We start from the raw sequence: 16,601 nt of genomic DNA on the forward strand, positions 1-16,601 counted from the left end.
GGAAAACTCCCTTATGGCAACCCTGACCCATAGCGGTCGCGCCGCGCTGGCCTCCGCGCTGGCCTCCCAGACCCTGCATTTCGCCTGGGGCATCGGCCAGGCGGCCTGGGACGACAAGCCCGTTCCCGAACCGATAGACGCCACCTCGCTGGTGTCGGAAGTGGGCCGCCGCCTGATCTCCGAGGTGCGCTTCGTCGCCGAGGATCCGGCCGGCGAAATCATCGTCCCCACCGGCCGCTACCGCGTTTCCACCGATCCGACGCGCCATCTGCTGCTGCGCATCGCCTTCGAGTTCGGCGACGCGCCGGCCTCGGTGATACGCGAAGTCGCCGTCTTCGCCGGCAGTAAGACCCAGCCGGACCTGCCGGCCGGCCAGCGCTACTTCACGCCGGAGCAGATCGCCGCGCCCGGCATCCTGGTCGCGCTGGAGCGCATCACCCCCATCCATCGTTCGCCGGCCACCCGCGAAACCTTCGAACACGTCATCTCCCTGTAAGGATTGCAGCCATGTCCAACATGCCAGACGGTTACTACAACCGTTTCGATCCGGCCAAGCATTTCGACGCCCACCTGTTCCGGGCGAGCTATGCGGTGCAAGCGGCCGAATTCAATGAAGTCCAGTCCAATCTGTCCGCCCGCATCCAGGGCGTGGCCGACGCGATGTTCCGCGACGGCAACGTGGTGCGCGACGCCCGCGTCGTTGTCCACGCCGACAGCGGCGAAGCGGTGTGCGAGGCCGGCGCCGTCTATCTGAAGGGCGCAGTGCGCGGCGTGGCGCCGAAGCAGCTGACGGTGCCGGTCGTCGGCGTGGTCGCCATCGGCCTGTATCTGCAGCAATCGGTGGTGACCGAGCTGGACGATCCCAGCCTGCGCGATCCGGCCGTCGGCGCGCGCAACTACCAGGAGGCCGGCGCCGCGCGGCTGAAGGTCGAGGCGGTGTGGGGCTTCGCCGGCGATGGCCAGAGCGGCGAGTTCTTCCCGGTCTATCAGGTGGAAAACGGCGTGCTGCGCGCCAAGGAGCCGCCGCCGCAGCTGGACGGCGTCACCCAGGCGCTGGCGCGCTACGACCGCGACAGCTCCGGCGGCTCCTATGTGGTGTCCGGCCTGGCCGTCGCCGCCGCCGCCGACCTGCCCGGCGGCGAGCAGGTCTACACCGTCAGCGAGGGCCGCGCCCGCGTCAACGGCTACGGCGTGGAATTGAACACCTCGCGGCGCCTGGTCTATCCGGCCGCCGCCGATCTGCGGCCGATAGACAGCGAGCCGCATACCAGCGCCAGCGCCGGCGCCCAGCGCATCAATGTCGATCGCGCGCCGATCGCCGTGATCAGCCAGGTGCGCATCACCAAGGAAGTCACCGTCACGCTGACCCACGGCGGCTATACCGGCGCCCAGGACCCGCTGCCGGACACTTCGGTGATCTCGGTGCTGGAAGTGAAGCAGGGCGGCACCGTCTACGCCGCCGGCACCGATTACAAGCTCAGCGCCGGCAAGCTGGACTGGAGCCTGCCGGGCAACGAGCCGGCGCCGGGCAGCACCTACACGGTCCGTTACCAGTTCATCGCCACGGCGCAGCCGACGCAATCGGACGCCACCGGCTTTACCGTCGAGGGCGCGGTGGTCGGCTCGCTGGTGCTGGTCAGCTATAGCCAGAAGCTGCCGCGCATCGACCGCCTGGCCATCGGCGCCGACGGCGAGCTGGTATGGATCAAGGGCGTCGCCGCCGACTGGAATCCGCAGCCGCCGGTGGTGCCGGCGTCCTTGCTGCCGCTGGCCTCCATCGTCCAGAGCTGGACCCGCGACCGCGCGGTCAGCAACGACGGTGTCCGGGTGGTGCCGATGTCCGACCTGGCCGGCCTGCAAGGCCGGCTGGACCGGATGGCCGAGCTGATCGCCCAGCAGCGGCTGACCTCGGACGCCCAGCTGCGCGAAGCCGGCGCCAAGAAGGGCCTGTTCGTCGATCCCTTCCTGTCCGACGGCATGCGCGACGCCGGCATCGCCCAGGGCGCCGCCATCGTCGGCGGCGAGCTGACCCTGCCTATCGCCGCCAGCGCGGCCGGCATGCCCAGCGACGTGGCCAACCGGACCAGCCTGGCCTTCAGCCTGGTGGCGGCGCTGGAACAGCCGATGCGCACCGGCAGCATGAAGATCAACCCCTATCTGGCCTTCGACCCGCTGCCGGCCGCGGTGACGCTGACGCCGGCGCTGGACCGCTGGACCGATTTGCAGACCAGCTGGGCCAGCCCGCTGACCGAGCGTCTGACCGTCGGCAGCGGCAACCGCTCCAGCGTCAGCCAGACCACCTCCGACATCTTGCTGTCCACCAGCCGCAAGCCGATCGAGACCCTGCGTTCCATCGAGGTGCGCTTCAGCCTGTCCGGTTTCGACCCCAACGAAGCCCTGTCCAGCCTCAAGTTCGACGGCATCAGCGTCGCGCCCGTCGCCCAGTAAGGAGAAACCATGCCCATCAATGCCAATAGCGCCGGCCTGCTCGCCGGCAAGTTCACCATCCCGCCCGGCGTGCCGGCCGGCGTCAAGCGCGTCGAGTTCGTCGGCGCCGGCGGCAGCCGCGGCGAGGCCGTCTTCGTCGGCCAGGGCGAATTGCAGACCGAGCTGCGCCGACAGATCACCCGCATCACCGAAACCCGCTGGCAGGTCGATCCGCTGGCGCAGACCTTCACGCTGAACGCTGACACCCAGCTGGGCGGCATCGAGCTGTGGTTCACCGCCAAGGGCGCCAGCCCGGTCGCGGTGCAGATCCGCGAAACCACCACCGGCGTGCCGTCCCGCTCGGTATTGGCCGAGGCCCATCTGCAGCCGGCCGACATCGTCCTCACCGGCCCCACCCGCATCCAGTTCGCCGCCCCGGTCAATCTGCAGGGCAGCATCGAGTACGCGCTGGTGGTGTTGTGCGACGACGCCGACGCCGCGCTGGCCATCGCCGAGCTGGGCAAGTGGGACAACAGCGCCAGCCGCTGGGTGACCAGCCAGCCCTACCAGGTCGGCGTGCTGCTGTCGTCCAGCAACGCCAGCAGCTGGACCGCGCACCAGGACCGCGACATGGCCTTCCGCCTGTTGGCCGCCAGCTACGCGGTGACCGCCAGGACCGTCGACCTGGGCAAGATCGACGTGAAGAACGCCACCGACCTGATGCTGCTGTCGCTGTCCGACAGCCCGTCGGCCGCCGCCCGCGTCGAATACAGCCTGGGCCTGCCGGATGGCAGCGCGGTGCAGGTTGCCGACGGCCAGCCGGTGCGCCTGCCGGCCCCGCTGAGCGGGCAGATCGGCGTCTCAGCCCGCCTGCTCGGCACCGAGAGCGCGTCGCCGGTGCTGTTCCCCGGCACCCAGCTGGTCAGCGGCCAGATCGCGCAAAGCGCCGACTACGTCAGCCGCGCGATTCCGGCCGGCAACAACGCCCGCGTGCGGGTGGTGTTCGACGCGCTGATTCCGGCCGGCGCCAGCGTGACGGCATCGGCCTCCGGCATAGACGACGGCGACGTCTTCCAGGCGGTGGCCTATCTGAGCAGCAAGCCGCTCGGCGATGGCTGGATGGAGATGACGCACGAGCTGGCGTCGATCAGCGAAGCGATGGTGCGGGTCAAGCTGAGCCTGGCCGGCAACAGCGCCGCCCGCCCGCGCGTGCGCAATCTGCGCGTGATCGTGCTGTAAGGGGGGGGGAGATGGACAATCAGACCCCCCATTTGAGCCTGCCCTTGCCGAATCCCGGCAACAGCCTGGCCGAGGACGTGCTGCGGATACGCGACGCCTTCACCGCGCTGGACCAGAAGATGGCCAGCCTGGACGCGCTGCTGTCCAGCGACGACCTGAACCTGGACACCGTCCAGGAGCTGGTGGCCGCCGTCAAGCGCGCCCGCGGCGACATCGACGCCGCCGCCGCCCAGTTTGTCGAACGCAAGGCCTTCGTCGACGCCCGGCTGTTAACCCTGACCGCGCTGGCCGGCGCCGGCCTGTAAAACCCGGAGGAACCATGTCTAAAGATTTACCGGAATACCGCGCGCAATACCTGGCGCGCATCAAGAGCCAGCTGCTCGGCGCCGATCTCGGCAACGCCGGTGCCACCGATCTGGTGATGCAGTCGGCGCTGCTCAGGGCGCACAGCCTGATCGCCAGTCTTGATCTGCAGGACATAGACTATCTGCGCGACATGAACGGCGCCGCGCTGGAAAGCTATCTGCAGCAGGCGGCCAACCGCGCGCGCTTCGAGCAGCAACTGGCCTCGGCCGGCGTGATGCCGACCATCGTCTCCAGCGCCGCTTTCATGACCGCCATTGCCGACAGCCCTACGGCGATGGCCGCGCTCGCCGGCAGCGCGCCGGCGATGACGGCCATCGTCGGCAATGCGCCGATCACCAATCTGTTGGCCGGCAATGCCACGGCGATGAAGGCGGTGGCCGCCAGCGCGGTGGCGATGTTTGCCGTGATCGCATCCCCGGCGGCGATGGCCGTCATGACGGCATCGTCGACGGCGATGGCGGCGATGGCATCGTCGCCGATCGGGATGTCCACCTTGTTGGCCAGCGCGTCCACGTGGGCCATCGTCGTGTCGTCGTCGATCGCTATGACGGCGGTGGCGGCGTCGTCGACGGCGATGGCCGCTTTGCTGGCAAACGCGGCTGCGTGGACGACAGTTTTGTCATCGTCGACAGCGATGGCTGTGGTGGTGGCATCGTCGACGGCGATGACGGCAGTGACGGCGTCGTCGACAGCGATGGCCGCGGTGATGGGCGCATCGGTGGCCATGGCGGCGGTGGTGGCGTCATCGACAGCGATGGCTGCGGTGCTGGTGTCTTCGGCGGCGATGACGGCGGTGGCGTCGTCGTCGACTGCCATGGCCGCGGTGGCGGCATCGCCGGTGGCGATGACGGCGGTAGCGGCCTCATTGGCGGGGATGTCTGTAGTGGCGGTGTCGCCGACTGCGCTGGCTGCGGTGACGTCGTCGTCGCTTGCCATGACGGCGGTGGCGGCATCGTCGACGGCGATGGCTGCGATGGTGGCGTCGTCGCAGGCTTGGACTGCGGTGACTTCGTCATCGGTAGCGATGACTGCGGTGGTGGCATCGTCGACCGCGACGACCGTGGTGATGGCATCGTCGGCTGCAATGACTGCGATAGCGGCATCGCCGGTGGCGATGAATGTGGTAACCGCATCGTCGGCCACGATGGCTGTGGTCGCCGCATCGGTGTCCGCGATGGTCACGTTGCTGAGCACCTCGGTTGCTCGAGGGGCCATCTGGAACAGCGCCATCGCGCTGACGGCAATCCAGAACGCGCCTGTGACGGTTCACGATGCGCTGCAGACCCACCCTCAAGTCACCATGATGAGCACAAACCCGTCCAATCTCACCGCTACCTTTGTTGCAGGCAAGAGCATGACTTTGCGGATGAGAAATGTCAGTGGCAACGATACAAACTCCATGCGTACCTTGGCCGGTGGCTCCGGCGCGGGCGACGATGTATTCACCACCACCACCACCTGGACGCCCCGAGTGCGGGCCTACAACAACCTGTGCCATTTCGCCTGGAGCAATAACTATCAGTTCCAGGCCTATGTGATGAACATGAACTAAGGTATGCCCGACATGCAAAAAGCAATCATCGATCTCAATCTGAACGCCATTGTCGGCATCGCCAACGCCGGCGCCACAGTGGAAAAGCACCAGATGCTGTTGGATCTGCCTGAGGACTTCCAGCCCGCCGACGTTGCTGAGTGGGCCTATGACGGTCATAGCCTGGTCCATGACCCCGCAGCTTTCTTGAAGCAGGCCAAGGTGGCCCGCAAGATCCGCATCAAGGAGGAGGCCCGCCGCCTGATCGCCGATACCGATTGGCGGTTGAACCGCGCCCGCGAGCGGGAGGCCGCAGGCTGGGGCACGCTGGCCGAGGTGGATGCGGAGCTGGCCGAGCGCGAGGCGATACGCCGTTCGTCGAACGCCGCCGAGCAGGCCGTCGACGCGCTGACCGACGCGGCCAGCGTGCAGGCCTACGCCTGGACGGTCGACGTTGCCGTCGCCGCGCCGCGCCGGATGACGCACAAGCAGTTCATGGCGCGCTTTTCCGACGCGGAGATACAGGGAATGCTCAAGGCCTTCGGCGACAATCCGGCGCTGCGTCCGTGGTGGGAGCGCTTCAGCCTGGCGCGCGACATCAGCCTAGATGACGCGGTCACCCAGAGCGGCGTTCAGGCGCTGGAGGCGGCCGGCCTGATAGCCAAGGGCAGGGCGGCCGAGGTGCTGGCCGGCGGCGCGGCGCACGGCTGATCGGGGTTGTTGGACATAGGCGCGCCGCCGGTGACGGGGCGCGCCGTTTTTTGTGGCCGGGCCATTGCTAAACCGGTTTAAAAGCCCCGTCGGCGGCGCCCTGGCACCATTAGGCCATGACACAGCCGGGCGGCATCCGATCGTTGCATGGGCAGCCGCGCATTCGGCTGCCGCCGGTATTGCTCTGCGTGGAGGCCGACGGTGCGATCCGCGAAACCGAATGGCGGCTGTGAGCCCGACAGACAAGGACAAGCGCAATGAACCAGACGACGACCGATCTTCCGAAGTTTATCGACGACGATCCGCAGCGGATCACCAGCGAGCTGATCGCCGCCTACCAGAACATGGCTGGCAAGACCTTGTATCCGGGCCAGGTGGAGCGCTTGCTGATCGACCTGATCGCCTACCGCGAGAGCGTGACCCGCGCGGCCTTCAACGACGCCGGCCGGCAAAACCTGGTGGCCTTCGCCCGCGCGCCGATGCTGGACTACCTCGGCGAGCTGGTCGGCGTTGTCCGGCTGCCGGCGCAGCCGGCGCGCAGCAAGGTCAGCTTCACTTTCCGGGCCGGCGCGTCGCAGCAGGTGATCATCAAGCCGCAGACCCTGGTGGCCGGCCGCGGCGACATCCAGTTCCAGACCACCGAGCAGGCGGTGGTCAACATCGCGCCGGACAAGGACGCGACGGTGGCGCTGGCCGTGGTGGCGGTGGAACCGGGCATGGACGGCAACGGCCAGGAGCCGGGCGCCATCAGCCATCTGGTCGACGATCTGGGCGTGACGGTGACGGTGGCCAATACCGAAATCAGCGCCGGCGGCGCCGACGCCGAGGACGACGAGCGGCTGCGCCAGCGCATCCGCCTGGCGCCGGAATCGTTCAGCGTGGCCGGCAGCGCCGCCGCCTACCGCCACCACGCCTTGCGCGCGCACCAGAGCATCGTCGACGTCGCGGTGGTCAGCGCCAACAACCCCGAGGCCGGTGGCAGGCCGGAGGACGTGCCGAAACCGGGCGAGGTGTGGCTGTATCCGCTGGTGGGCGACGGCCTGCCCGGCGCCGACCTGCTGAAAACGGTGGAGAACACCTGCAGCGCCGACCGGGTACGGCCGCTGACCGACAAGGTGACGGCGAAGTCGCCGGTGGAATTCCCCTATCAGCTTCTGGCCAGCCTGCAACTGTATGCCGGCTCCGACGCCAAAGAGGTGCAGCAGCGCGCGCAGGTTGCGCTGCAAGCCTACCTGCAGACGCAGCAGGCCAAGCTGGGCAACGATATCGTGCCGTCGCAGCTGGTGGCGGTGCTGTCGGTGCCGGGCGTCTACCAGGTGAATCTGCAACAACCGGTCGCGGTGCAGAAAGTGCCGTCCTACGGCTGGGCGCACTGCGTCAATGGCGTCACCGGCGTCGGCATAGACCAGGGCAGCCTCGACAATGGCTAGACTGGCGGCGAACTAATCTCCGTCGGGCGTCGCCTGACGCCTGACTGACCGTTTCCCGGCCTGCTCCAGCGACGCTGGCGGGCTTCCGCTCCCCCATCCCTGATCGTGGCGCCGCGGCCGAACCGGCCCGCCGCCTGTCCCGGCGTCAAAAGCGCGGCGCCGCTTCCCCAAGCCTTTACCGCCGTCCTCTTTTCCTTCCCATCAGATGGCCTGCGCCGTTCGGGCATCCGCCGGCCGGCGATCCGTCCGTCCTCATTCACGTTCCAGCACAAGGAGGTTCCCATGTATCTGCAAGCCGGCCTTGATCCGCGCCGACCGGCGGCGTCGGGCGGGCAGTCCCAGCCGGGAAGGAGGCGCGATGATTGACGCCGCCCCGTCCATTCTGGCGCGCGACAAGCGCTTCGGACCGTTGGCCGGACTCACCGAGCGCTTGCCGGATCTCGACCTGTCGGCCTTCCTGGTCTATCTGGTCGACACCGCGCAGCCGGCTCTGCTGCCGCTGCTGGCCGAGCAATTCCACATCGACGGCGAGGAAGGCTGGACGCTGGCCGAATCCGACGACGCCCGCCGCGCGCTGCTGCACAGCGCCAATGAATTGCACCGCTACAAAGGCACGCCGTGGGCGATACGCGAGGTGATTCGCCGGCTGGGCCTGGGCGAGGTCGAGCTGATCGAAGGCCTGGCCGGCCAGCGCCGCGACGGCGCGATCCGCCGCAACGGCTATTACGTGCACGGCGATCCGCAGGCCTGGTGCCGGTATCGGGTATTGCTGGGCCGGCCTATCACCAACGACCAGGCCGCCCAGCTGCGCCGGATGCTGGCGCTGTACGCGCCGGCGCGCTGCCAGCTGGCCGGCCTCGAATACCAGGCGGTGGCCAACCGCCACAACGGCGTCATCCGCCGCGACAAGCAATTCAACCGAGGGAGCGCCTGATGGCCAATCTGCAAGAAAAGCCCGTCTGGGAGACGGGGATCTATCAACTGGAAACCTCCGATCCGGTGCTGGCCGGCCCGGACGGCGTCGACAATCTGCAGGGCAGGCAGCTGGCCAACCGCACCGCCTATCTGAAACAGCAGGTGGACGGTTTGCTGACCGGTGCATCGGTTACGGCGTATGCGGCGCAACTGCGGGTGCCCCGCAATCTCGCGATGAGCGGCGATGGCAGTTGGAATGTGACCTTTGACGGCAGCGGCAACGTCAGCGCCTCGATGACGCTGGGCAACAGCGGCGTGACGGCGGGCAATTATGGTCAGGTGGCAGTGGATGCCAAGGGCCGCGTAACTGCGGCCCGAAGCATTGTTCAGGATGACTTGCCCTCGTTGGACTGGAGCAAGGTTGTAACCGGAAAGCCGACTACCCTGGCCGGCTATGGCATTGCCGATGGTGTCAGCAAGGGCGATTTGCAGAACGTGGTCAATGGTTTGGTGGCAGCGGCTCCAAATAGTCTGAATACGCTACAGGGGCTTGCTGCGGCCATAAACAATGATCCCAAATATTCGATGACGGTGGATGGAAAGCTGGCTGGTAAGGCAGACAAGGCGACGACATTCGCTGGCTATGGGATTACTGATGCGGTAGGTAAAGCCGATATTATTGCCGCGGCTCCACCGGGTTTGGTTGGCTATTTCATGGCAACATCTGTGCCAGCTGGGTGGTTGAAAGCCAATGGCGCGGCAATTTCACGCACAGCTTATGCCACATTGTTTTCGATCATTGGTGTCCAATTTGGCGCTGGTGATGGAAGCACCACATTTAACCTGCCGGATTTGCGTGGTGAGTTTCCTAGAGGATGGGATGATGGGAGAGGTATTGATAATGGGCGTGCTTTGGGGTCCGCTCAAGGGAGCCAAAACCTTTCGCATAATCATGGTGGCGGTACTGGTTCTGCTGGGGCGCATAATCATTCGGCGTGGACTGATGCTCAAGGCCAGCATCAACACTCCTCTGCATTTAGATATGGCTATAACCCAGGCTCTGTTTCTGGTTCGAATGGCGCAGAAGCTACGAATGCTGGTGGGGGTAATTATCCATTGACTGGTGAGGCTGGGAATCATGCGCATAATGTTGGAATTGGTACGTCTGCAGATCATTGGCATTCGATAAATTCAGACGGCGGGGCGGAAGCACGTCCGCGGAATATTGCATTACTTGCTTGTATCAAATTCTAAGTGAGATATAAATGGAAAAGGCCTACAGCTATCATCCTCTAACCGGAGAGTTTTTAAACGAGTTCTTTCCAGATTATTCGCCACTTGAGCCAGATGTTCCCTTGTTGCCACAGTTCAGTACATTGATTGCACCGCTTGTAGGGAAAATGCAAGAAGTGGTCATTTTTTCCAACAATCAATGGTTGACCAAACCAGACTGGCGCGCCGTGCCGCTGTGGAGCAAACGGACCGCGCAAGCGGTGGCACCGCGGATCGGCGACACGCCGGACAGCCTGGACGCGACCTTGCTGGCGCCGCCGGCCTATGCCGTCTGGAAGGACGAGGCCTGGAGCGTCGACCGGGACGCGGAGCGGGCCGCGCAACTGGCGGCAGCCCTGCGCTTGCAGCAGCAGAAGCTGTCCGCCGCCTATCAGGCGCGCCGGCCTCTGGAGGATGCCGCGGAGCTGGGCATCGCCAGCACGGCGGAGCAAAACAGCCTGGCCGACTGGAAACATTACTGCGTGGCGCTGGCGCGCGTGGCGCAGTTGCCGGCATGGCCGGTTCTGAGCGAGGCGGACTGGCCGAAGGCGCCGGTTTGAGCGAAGGCGTTTCCTAAACGGCTTTAAAAGTCCGGGGCGGGGCGGATTGGCATCATGACGTCTTGCCCGGACATGCTTCATTGCAAGATGGAGGCTCCGGCCGCGCATTGTCGCGGCCGGGGCGCATGCGGGCATAGGGAGGCCCGGACCGTCGGCAATCGCCGGCTCGTCAGCTTCCCATGGTCCGCCGCTCCCGCTTGGGACGGCGCAGCGCAACCGTCATTCAAGCGAGGGAAAAGATGGCCAATCTGCAGGAAACACCGTTCTGGGAAGCCGGCATCTATCAACTGGAAACTTCCGATCCGGTATTGGCTGGCCCGGACGGCATCGACAATCTGCAAGGCAAGCAGCTTGCCAATCGCACCGTGTTCCTGAAAAAGCAGATCGACGATCTGGTCTCCGGCGCCCAGACCGCCGAATTCGCCGATCGCCTGAAAACGCCCCGCAATATCGCGATGAGCGGTGACGGCAGCTGGAGCGTGGTTTTCGACGGCAGCGGCAACGCCGGCGCGGCGATGACGCTGCGGGACAGCGGCGTGGCGCCGGGCAGCTACGGCATGGTGACGGTCGATGCGAAGGGCCGCGTCACCGCGGCCCGGCAGATGAGCGGCGACGACGTCCCGGCGCACGACTGGAACAGGATCGTGTCCGGCAAGCCGACCACGCTGGCCGGCTACGGCATTGTCGACGGCGTCAGCAAGGGTGATTTGCAAAACGCCGTGAATGGTGTGGTCTCGGGCGCCCCGGCGAATTTGAATACCTTGCAGGAACTGGCGGCGGCGCTGAACAACGACCCAAAGTATGCCGGCACCGTCGACGGCAAGCTGGCCGCCAAGGCGGACAGAGCGGTGACGCTGGCCGGCTACGGGATCGTCGACGGCATCACTGTGGACCGCATGCCCAGGAAGAATCTGGTGCGCGACAGCGGCCGATTCATCCCGGTCGAGGCGGTTTACGATAACCCGACGGCGGCGATCTTCAGCAGCCAGTCGGCGATGGCTCCGCTGACCGCTCCCGATTATCAGCAGTCCGTGACGATCACGAATGCCGGGAAGTTCATTCACGACAACACTGCCAATGGCGGCGCAAAGGGCGAGTTGACGACCGTGGTCAAGGACCTGCTCGCCGCGCTGCCGACGCGCAGGAATTTCCGTTATGGCAGCGAGTTCTACATCGCCGAATTCAGTTGTGGAAGCTTGAACTACAGCCCCGACATCGTGGACGGTATCCGGCGCTGCGCCGCGGCGGCGTATGGCGTCGTGACCGAGGGCAATATCACTTTCATGGCGTGGCTGCGTTGCACGAGGGGCTCGATCCGGTTGGACGTCACCAGCCACAAGAACGGCAAGCCGGCGAGCAATCCCATCATCGTGCCCGCCGACGGCTGGGTGCATTGCGCGGGCATCGCCAACTGGGACGGGGGGTACTCGATCTCGCACATTCGCGCGGAGGACAATTCGGTTTTCCAGGTGGCGATGACGGCGGCGCTGTCGGGCAACCATCTGGGCTATGTCCATCAGGCGCCGATCTCCTTTTGATGCCGGCATAAAAAAGACCTGCCCCGTTTGGGGCAGGTCTTCTCACGGGAGCAAGGCGCTTACCGTTTCTCCGCTTCCCACCCGCCGCCCAGCGCCTTGTAGACGCTGATGGTGGCGTTCAGCTGATCCAGCCGGGCGCCGACCAGGTTCAGCTCGGCCTGGAAGCTGTTGCGCTGCGCGTCCAGCACGTCCAGGTAGCTGGCGTAGCCGTTGTCGTAGCGCAGGCCGGCCAGTTTCAGCGAGCGGTTCAGCGCGGTCAGCTGGGTGGTCTGCGCCTGCAGGATGTCGCGCGCCGCGCTATTGGCGGCGAGCGCGTCCAGCGCGTCCTTGAACGCCGACTGCACCGTCTTCTGGTACTGCGCCAGCGCCTGTTTCTGGCCGGCGCTGGCGGCGTCGACGCCGTAGCCGGTGGCGCCGAAGTTGAAGATGGGCGCCGCCAGATTGCCGGCGAAGCTCCAGGTGCGGGTCGGGCCGGTGAACAGGCTGTCCAGCGACAAGCTTTGCGAACCCAGCGCGCCGGTCAGGTTGATGCTGGGAAAGTAGGCCGCCTTGGCCACGCCGATGCGGGCGTTGGCGGCGATCAGCTGCTGCTCGCTGGAGGCGACGTCGGGACGGCGCTCCAGCAGGCTGGACGGCAGATCCGCCGGCACGCCCGGGGGGCTGGCCAGGCTGTTGATGTCCTTGCCGCGGTTGACGTTGCCGTCGGCCAGCTGTTTCGGGCTATGGCCCAAGAGCACGCCGAGCGCGGTTTCGGTCTGTTCCAGCGAGCGGGCGATCTGCGGGACGGAGGCGCGGGCCGAAGCGGCCTCGGCCTCGGCCTGGCGCTGGTCCAGCTCGGAGATCAGGCCGCCCTGAAAGCGCTTGATCTGCAGCTTCAGCGATTCGTCGCGGCTTTGCAGCGTGCGCTTGGCGATGTCCAGCTGGGCGTCCAGCGCCCGCATCTGGAAATAGGTCTGCGCCACTTGCGCCGCCAGCGCCAGCTGGGCGGCGTCGCGGTCGTAGCGGCTGGCCGCGTAGCCGGCGCGCGCCGCTTCGTTGCCGCGGCGCAGCTTGCCCCACAGGTCGATTTCCCACGCCGCGGTCAGATTGGCGGCGCGGACGTCGTTGACCAGCGGCGTGCCGGGGCTGGTCAGCGGCTGAGAGCTGCGGCCGCTCTGGTAACCGGCGTTGGCGCCGAGCGACGGCAGCAGCGCCGCGCGGGCGATGCCAGCCTGGGCGGCCGCCTGGTCGACGCGGGCCGCGGCGGCCTGCAGGTCGAAGTTGTTTTTGACGGCTTCCTCGATCAGCCGGTTCAACACCGGGTCGTCGAAGCGCTGCCACCAGTCGGCGTCCACCGCCGGCGCCTGGGCGCCGGCCTGGGCCTCGGGCAGCTCGACCTTGGGCCGGCTGTAGTCCGGCCCCACCGCGCAGGCCGACACGGCGAGCGCGACGGCGACGGGAATCAGGGCGCGCTTAAGCATCTGCGTTTCCTCCGGCCCCGGCGTTCTGCTGGGGCTTGTTCTGTTTGCCGATCTTCATGATCACGATGAAGAACAGCGGAATGAAGAAGGTGGCGATGAAGGTGGCGGCCAGCATGCCGCCGATCACGCCGGTACCGATCGAGTGACGGCTGGCGGAGCCGGCGCCGGTGGAGATGGCCAGCGGCACGCAGCCCAGAACGAAGGCCAGCGAGGTCATCACGATGGGGCGGAAGCGCAGGCGGGCGGCCTGCAGCGCGGCTTCCACCGCCTCCATGCCTTCCTCCATCTGCTGCACCGCGAACTCGACGATCAGGATCGCGTTCTTCGCCGACAGGCCGATCAGCGTCACCAGCGCCACCTGGAAGTAGACGTCGTTGGCCAGGCCGCGCAGCCAGTTGGCCATCAGCGCGCCGAACACGGCGAACGGCACCGCCATCAGCACCGAGATTGGCAGGCTCCAGCGTTCGTACTGCGCCGCCAGGATCAGGAACACCATGATCATGCCGAAGCCGAACACCAGGGCGGACGAGCCGCTGGTCGATTTTTCCTGGAAGGCGGAGCCGGTCCAGGCCAGGCTATAGCCCTCGGGCAGCGTTTCCTTGGCCACTTCCTCCAGCGCCGCCAGCGCCTGGCCCGAGCTGTAGCCCGGCGCCGGGCCGCCCACCAGCTTGGCCGCCGGGAACACATTGAAGCGTTCCAGCGTTTCCGGGCCGGTGGTTTGCTGGATGTTCACCAGCGCGGTCAGCGGGATCATCTGGCCGGTCTGCGAGCGCACGTAGACGTTGCGTAGATCGTCCACCTTGGTGCGGAACGGCGCCTCGGACTGCAGCTGCACGCGGAAGGTGCGGCCGAACTTGTTGAAGTCGTTGACGTACAGCGCGCCGAAGGTGCTCTGCATGGTATCGAATACGTTGTTGATCGGCACGCCCAGCGCCTTGGCCTTGTCACGGTCCAGCTTGACGAAGACCTGCGGCACGCTGGCGGAGAAGGTGGTTTGCACGCCCTTCAGCTCCGGACGCTTGGCGGCGGCAGCCACCATTTTCTTGGTGATGTCGCCGAGCTCGGCCGGGGTGCGGCCGGCGCGGTCCTGCACATAGGCTTCGAAGCCGCCGGTGTTGGACATGCCGGAGATCGGCGGCGGGTTGAAGGCCAGCACGATGCCGTCGCTGATGCCCATCGCGCCCTTGCCGAACACATCCTTCACCACCGCCATCGACGACAGCTCGGGCGACTTGCGCTCATCCCACGGCTTCAGCACGATGAAGGACACGCCGGCGTTGGTCTTGTTGCCGCCGGACAGAATGTCGAAGCCGGCGAAGGTCATCCGGTCCTTGACCGCCGGATTGCTGGCCATCATCGCGTCCAGCTTGTCCATGGTGGCGGCGGTGCGGGTCAGCGAGGCGCCGTCGGGCAGGAAGGCCGCGGCCAGGATGTAGCCCTGGTCCTCGTCCGGCGCCAGGCTGGACGGGATGATGCGGAACAGGCCGGCGGAGGCGGCGATCAGGCCGCCGAACAGCAGCACCGCCAGCAGCGCGCGCTTGTTGATGAAGGCCACGCCGCTGGTGTAGCGCTCGGTCAGGCGGTCGAACCAGTTGTTGAACCAAGTGAAGAAGCGGTTCGGGTGCTGATGCTCGGCCTTCAGGATCAGCGCGCACAACGCCGGGGTCAGCGTCAGCGCCACGATGCCGGAGATCACCACCGACACCGCGATGGTCATCGCGAATTGCTTGTACATCTGGCCGGCGATGCCGCCGAGGAAGGCCACCGGGATGAATACCGAGCACAGCACCAGCACGATGGCCACCAGCGCGCCGGACACTTCCTTCATCGCTTTCAGACTGGCCTCGCGCGGCGACAGCCCTTCCTGCGTCATCAAGCGCTCGACGTTCTCCAGCACCACGATGGCGTCGTCCACCACGATGCCGATGGCCAGCACCAGGCCGAACAGCGTCAGCGTGTTGATGGTGAAGCCGAAGGCGTACATGCCGGCGAAGGCGCCGACGATGGACACCGGCACCGCCAGGCACGGGATCAGCGTGGCGCGCCAGTTCTGCAGGAACAGGAACACCACCAGGAACACCAGCACCATCGCTTCGCCCAGCGTCTTGTATACCTCCTCGATCGATACTTCGACGAACTTGGTGGTGTCGTACGGGATGCCGTAGGACAGGCCGGTCGGGAAGCTCTTGGACAGGCGCAGCATCTCGGTTTCGACAGCCTGCGCGGTGGCCAGCTGGTTGGCGCCCGGCGCCAGGAAGATGCCGATCGGGATGGTGGCCTTGCCGTTGTGCTTGCCGTGGAAGTCGTAGGACAGCGCGCCCAGCTCGACGCGGGCGATGTCTTTCAGCTTCACCGCCGAGCCGTCAGGGTTGGCGCGGATGATGATGTTCTCGAACTCTTCCGGCTCGGACAGACGGCCCTGGGTGGTCACGGTGTAGGTGAAGTCCAGTTTCTGCGGCGTCGGCTCGGCGCCGAGCTTGCCGGCGGCGAACTGGGAGTTCTGCTCGCGGATGGCGGCGGCCACGTCGCTCGGCGTCAGCTTCAGCTGGGCCAGCTTGTCCGGCTTCAGCCAGATCCGCATCGAGTAGTCCTGGCCGGCGAAGTTGATCACGTCGCCCACGCCCGGCACCCGCTTCAGCTCGTCGACGACGTTCAACAGCGCGTAGTTGCTGATGAACAGCGTGTCGCGGCTGTTGTCCGGCGAGAACAGCGAGATCACCTGCAGAATGGTGGCGGACTTCTTGCGCACGTTGACGCCCTGGCGCCGCACCTCTTCCGGCAGCTGCGACAGCACCGACTGCACGCGGTTGTTGACGTTGATGGTCGCCTGGTCCGGATTGGTGCCGATCTTGAACGACACGCTCATCGACAGCGTGCCGTTGCTGGCGCTGTTCGACTGCACGTACAGCATGTCGTCGACGCCGTTGATCGCCTGTTCTAGCGGCGCGGCCACGGTGTTGGCGATCACTTCGGCGGAGGCGCCCGGATAGCTGGCGGTGACGTTCACCACCGGCGGCACGATTTCAGGGTACTGCTCGATCGGCAGCGCCTTGATGGCGGCCAGACCCGCCAGCATGATCACGATGGAGATCACGCTGGCGAAGATCGGTCGCCGTATGAAGAAAGCGGAAAACATGTGTCAGGTTCCCTCT

Annotated in this window: 15 protein-coding genes; 11 read left to right on the top strand and 4 right to left on the bottom strand. The window is 66.2% G+C overall.

The features are described from left to right. Window positions 1-13 precede the first annotated feature (13 nt). From CXB49_RS21875 to CXB49_RS21890, 4 genes are read left to right on the top strand one after another with little or no spacing between them, the layout of a single operon-like run. Complete coding sequence (locus tag CXB49_RS21875; RefSeq protein WP_101710325.1) at window positions 14-496, top strand: hypothetical protein; 483 nt, start codon at window positions 14-16, stop codon at window positions 494-496. Between the two features lie 11 nt (window positions 497-507). Next, a complete protein-coding gene (locus CXB49_RS21880) occupies window positions 508-2,448 on the top strand; it encodes a DUF4815 domain-containing protein (protein ID WP_101710326.1) in 1,941 nt (646 codons plus the stop codon). 9 nt (window positions 2,449-2,457) lie between these two features. Next, window positions 2,458-3,666 (top strand): hypothetical protein, encoded by a 1,209-nt coding sequence (locus tag CXB49_RS21885; protein WP_101710327.1) that lies wholly within the window; start codon window positions 2,458-2,460, stop codon window positions 3,664-3,666. 11 nt (window positions 3,667-3,677) lie between these two features. Next, window positions 3,678-3,971 carry a hypothetical protein gene (locus CXB49_RS21890; protein ID WP_101710328.1) on the top strand — a complete coding sequence of 98 codons (294 nt, stop codon included), beginning with the start codon at window positions 3,678-3,680 and terminating at the stop codon, window positions 3,969-3,971. A 26-nt stretch (window positions 3,972-3,997) separates the two neighbouring features. Here the strand turns inward: CXB49_RS21890 and CXB49_RS21895 are convergent, their stop codons facing one another. Next, complete coding sequence (locus CXB49_RS21895) at window positions 3,998-4,228, bottom strand: hypothetical protein (RefSeq protein ID WP_101710329.1); 231 nt, start codon at window positions 4,226-4,228, stop codon at window positions 3,998-4,000. Continuing rightward, window positions 4,186-5,214, bottom strand: coding sequence for a hypothetical protein (locus CXB49_RS24310; RefSeq protein ID WP_158301003.1), 1,029 nt, complete (start codon window positions 5,212-5,214; stop codon window positions 4,186-4,188). The genes CXB49_RS21895 and CXB49_RS24310 overlap by 43 nt, the downstream gene beginning before the upstream one ends. Between CXB49_RS24310 and CXB49_RS23805 the strand changes: the two genes are divergently transcribed. The 7 genes from CXB49_RS23805 to CXB49_RS24005 all read left to right on the top strand — a co-directional run bounded on the left by CXB49_RS23805 (window position 5,207) and on the right by CXB49_RS24005 (window position 11,989). Beyond that, window positions 5,207-5,584, top strand: a complete 378-nt coding sequence (locus CXB49_RS23805) for a hypothetical protein (protein ID WP_158301004.1) — start codon at window positions 5,207-5,209, stop codon at window positions 5,582-5,584. The two genes, CXB49_RS24310 and CXB49_RS23805, sit on opposite strands and share 8 nt — an antisense overlap. A 12-nt stretch (window positions 5,585-5,596) precedes the next feature. Next, on the top strand, window positions 5,597-6,274 hold the full coding sequence (locus tag CXB49_RS21905; protein WP_101710813.1) for a hypothetical protein: 678 nt from the start codon (window positions 5,597-5,599) through the stop codon (window positions 6,272-6,274). 257 nt (window positions 6,275-6,531) lie between these two features. Beyond that, window positions 6,532-7,704 carry a baseplate J/gp47 family protein gene (locus CXB49_RS21910; RefSeq protein ID WP_101710331.1) on the top strand — a complete coding sequence of 391 codons (1,173 nt, stop codon included), beginning with the start codon at window positions 6,532-6,534 and terminating at the stop codon, window positions 7,702-7,704. Between the two features lie 358 nt (window positions 7,705-8,062). Next, a complete protein-coding gene (locus CXB49_RS21915; RefSeq protein ID WP_101710332.1) occupies window positions 8,063-8,638 on the top strand; it encodes a phage tail protein in 576 nt (191 codons plus the stop codon). Next, window positions 8,638-9,873 (top strand): tail fiber protein, encoded by a 1,236-nt coding sequence (locus tag CXB49_RS21920; protein ID WP_101710333.1) that lies wholly within the window; start codon window positions 8,638-8,640, stop codon window positions 9,871-9,873. Before CXB49_RS21915 ends, CXB49_RS21920 begins: the two co-directional genes overlap by 1 nt. Before the next feature lie 11 nt (window positions 9,874-9,884). After that, complete coding sequence (locus CXB49_RS21925; protein ID WP_101710334.1) at window positions 9,885-10,451, top strand: tail fiber assembly protein; 567 nt, start codon at window positions 9,885-9,887, stop codon at window positions 10,449-10,451. 239 nt (window positions 10,452-10,690) lie between these two features. Beyond that, window positions 10,691-11,989, top strand: a complete 1,299-nt coding sequence (locus tag CXB49_RS24005) for a hypothetical protein (protein ID WP_199406735.1) — start codon at window positions 10,691-10,693, stop codon at window positions 11,987-11,989. 59 nt (window positions 11,990-12,048) lie between these two features. On the opposite strand, the gene CXB49_RS21935 is transcribed toward CXB49_RS24005, so the two are convergent. Both CXB49_RS21935 and CXB49_RS21940 read right to left on the bottom strand, forming a co-directional pair. Continuing rightward, the gene (locus tag CXB49_RS21935; RefSeq protein ID WP_101710335.1) at window positions 12,049-13,449 is read right to left on the bottom strand and encodes an efflux transporter outer membrane subunit; all 1,401 of its coding nucleotides are present in this window, start codon (window positions 13,447-13,449) and stop codon (window positions 12,049-12,051) included. Continuing rightward, window positions 13,442-16,585, bottom strand: a complete 3,144-nt coding sequence (locus CXB49_RS21940) for an efflux RND transporter permease subunit (protein ID WP_101710336.1) — start codon at window positions 16,583-16,585, stop codon at window positions 13,442-13,444. Before CXB49_RS21940 ends, CXB49_RS21935 begins: the two co-directional genes overlap by 8 nt. Window positions 16,586-16,601 lie beyond the last annotated feature (16 nt).

This window comes from Chromobacterium sp. ATCC 53434 (assembly GCF_002848345.1).
Taxonomy (GTDB): domain Bacteria; phylum Pseudomonadota; class Gammaproteobacteria; order Burkholderiales; family Chromobacteriaceae; genus Chromobacterium.

Coding starts and splice junctions, on each gene's coding strand:
- CXB49_RS21875 (WP_101710325.1), top strand. CDS start 14: ATGGCAACCCTGACCCATAGCGGTCGCGCCGCGCTGGCCTCCGCGCTG.
- CXB49_RS21880 (WP_101710326.1), top strand. CDS start 508: ATGTCCAACATGCCAGACGGTTACTACAACCGTTTCGATCCGGCCAAG.
- CXB49_RS21885 (WP_101710327.1), top strand. CDS start 2,458: ATGCCCATCAATGCCAATAGCGCCGGCCTGCTCGCCGGCAAGTTCACC.
- CXB49_RS21890 (WP_101710328.1), top strand. CDS start 3,678: ATGGACAATCAGACCCCCCATTTGAGCCTGCCCTTGCCGAATCCCGGC.
- CXB49_RS23805 (WP_158301004.1), top strand. CDS start 5,207: ATGGTCACGTTGCTGAGCACCTCGGTTGCTCGAGGGGCCATCTGGAAC.
- CXB49_RS21905 (WP_101710813.1), top strand. CDS start 5,597: ATGCAAAAAGCAATCATCGATCTCAATCTGAACGCCATTGTCGGCATC.
- CXB49_RS21910 (WP_101710331.1), top strand. CDS start 6,532: ATGAACCAGACGACGACCGATCTTCCGAAGTTTATCGACGACGATCCG.
- CXB49_RS21915 (WP_101710332.1), top strand. CDS start 8,063: ATGATTGACGCCGCCCCGTCCATTCTGGCGCGCGACAAGCGCTTCGGA.
- CXB49_RS21920 (WP_101710333.1), top strand. CDS start 8,638: ATGGCCAATCTGCAAGAAAAGCCCGTCTGGGAGACGGGGATCTATCAA.
- CXB49_RS21925 (WP_101710334.1), top strand. CDS start 9,885: ATGGAAAAGGCCTACAGCTATCATCCTCTAACCGGAGAGTTTTTAAAC.
- CXB49_RS24005 (WP_199406735.1), top strand. CDS start 10,691: ATGGCCAATCTGCAGGAAACACCGTTCTGGGAAGCCGGCATCTATCAA.
- CXB49_RS21935 (WP_101710335.1), bottom strand. CDS start 13,449: ATGCTTAAGCGCGCCCTGATTCCCGTCGCCGTCGCGCTCGCCGTGTCG.
- CXB49_RS21940 (WP_101710336.1), bottom strand. CDS start 16,585: ATGTTTTCCGCTTTCTTCATACGGCGACCGATCTTCGCCAGCGTGATC.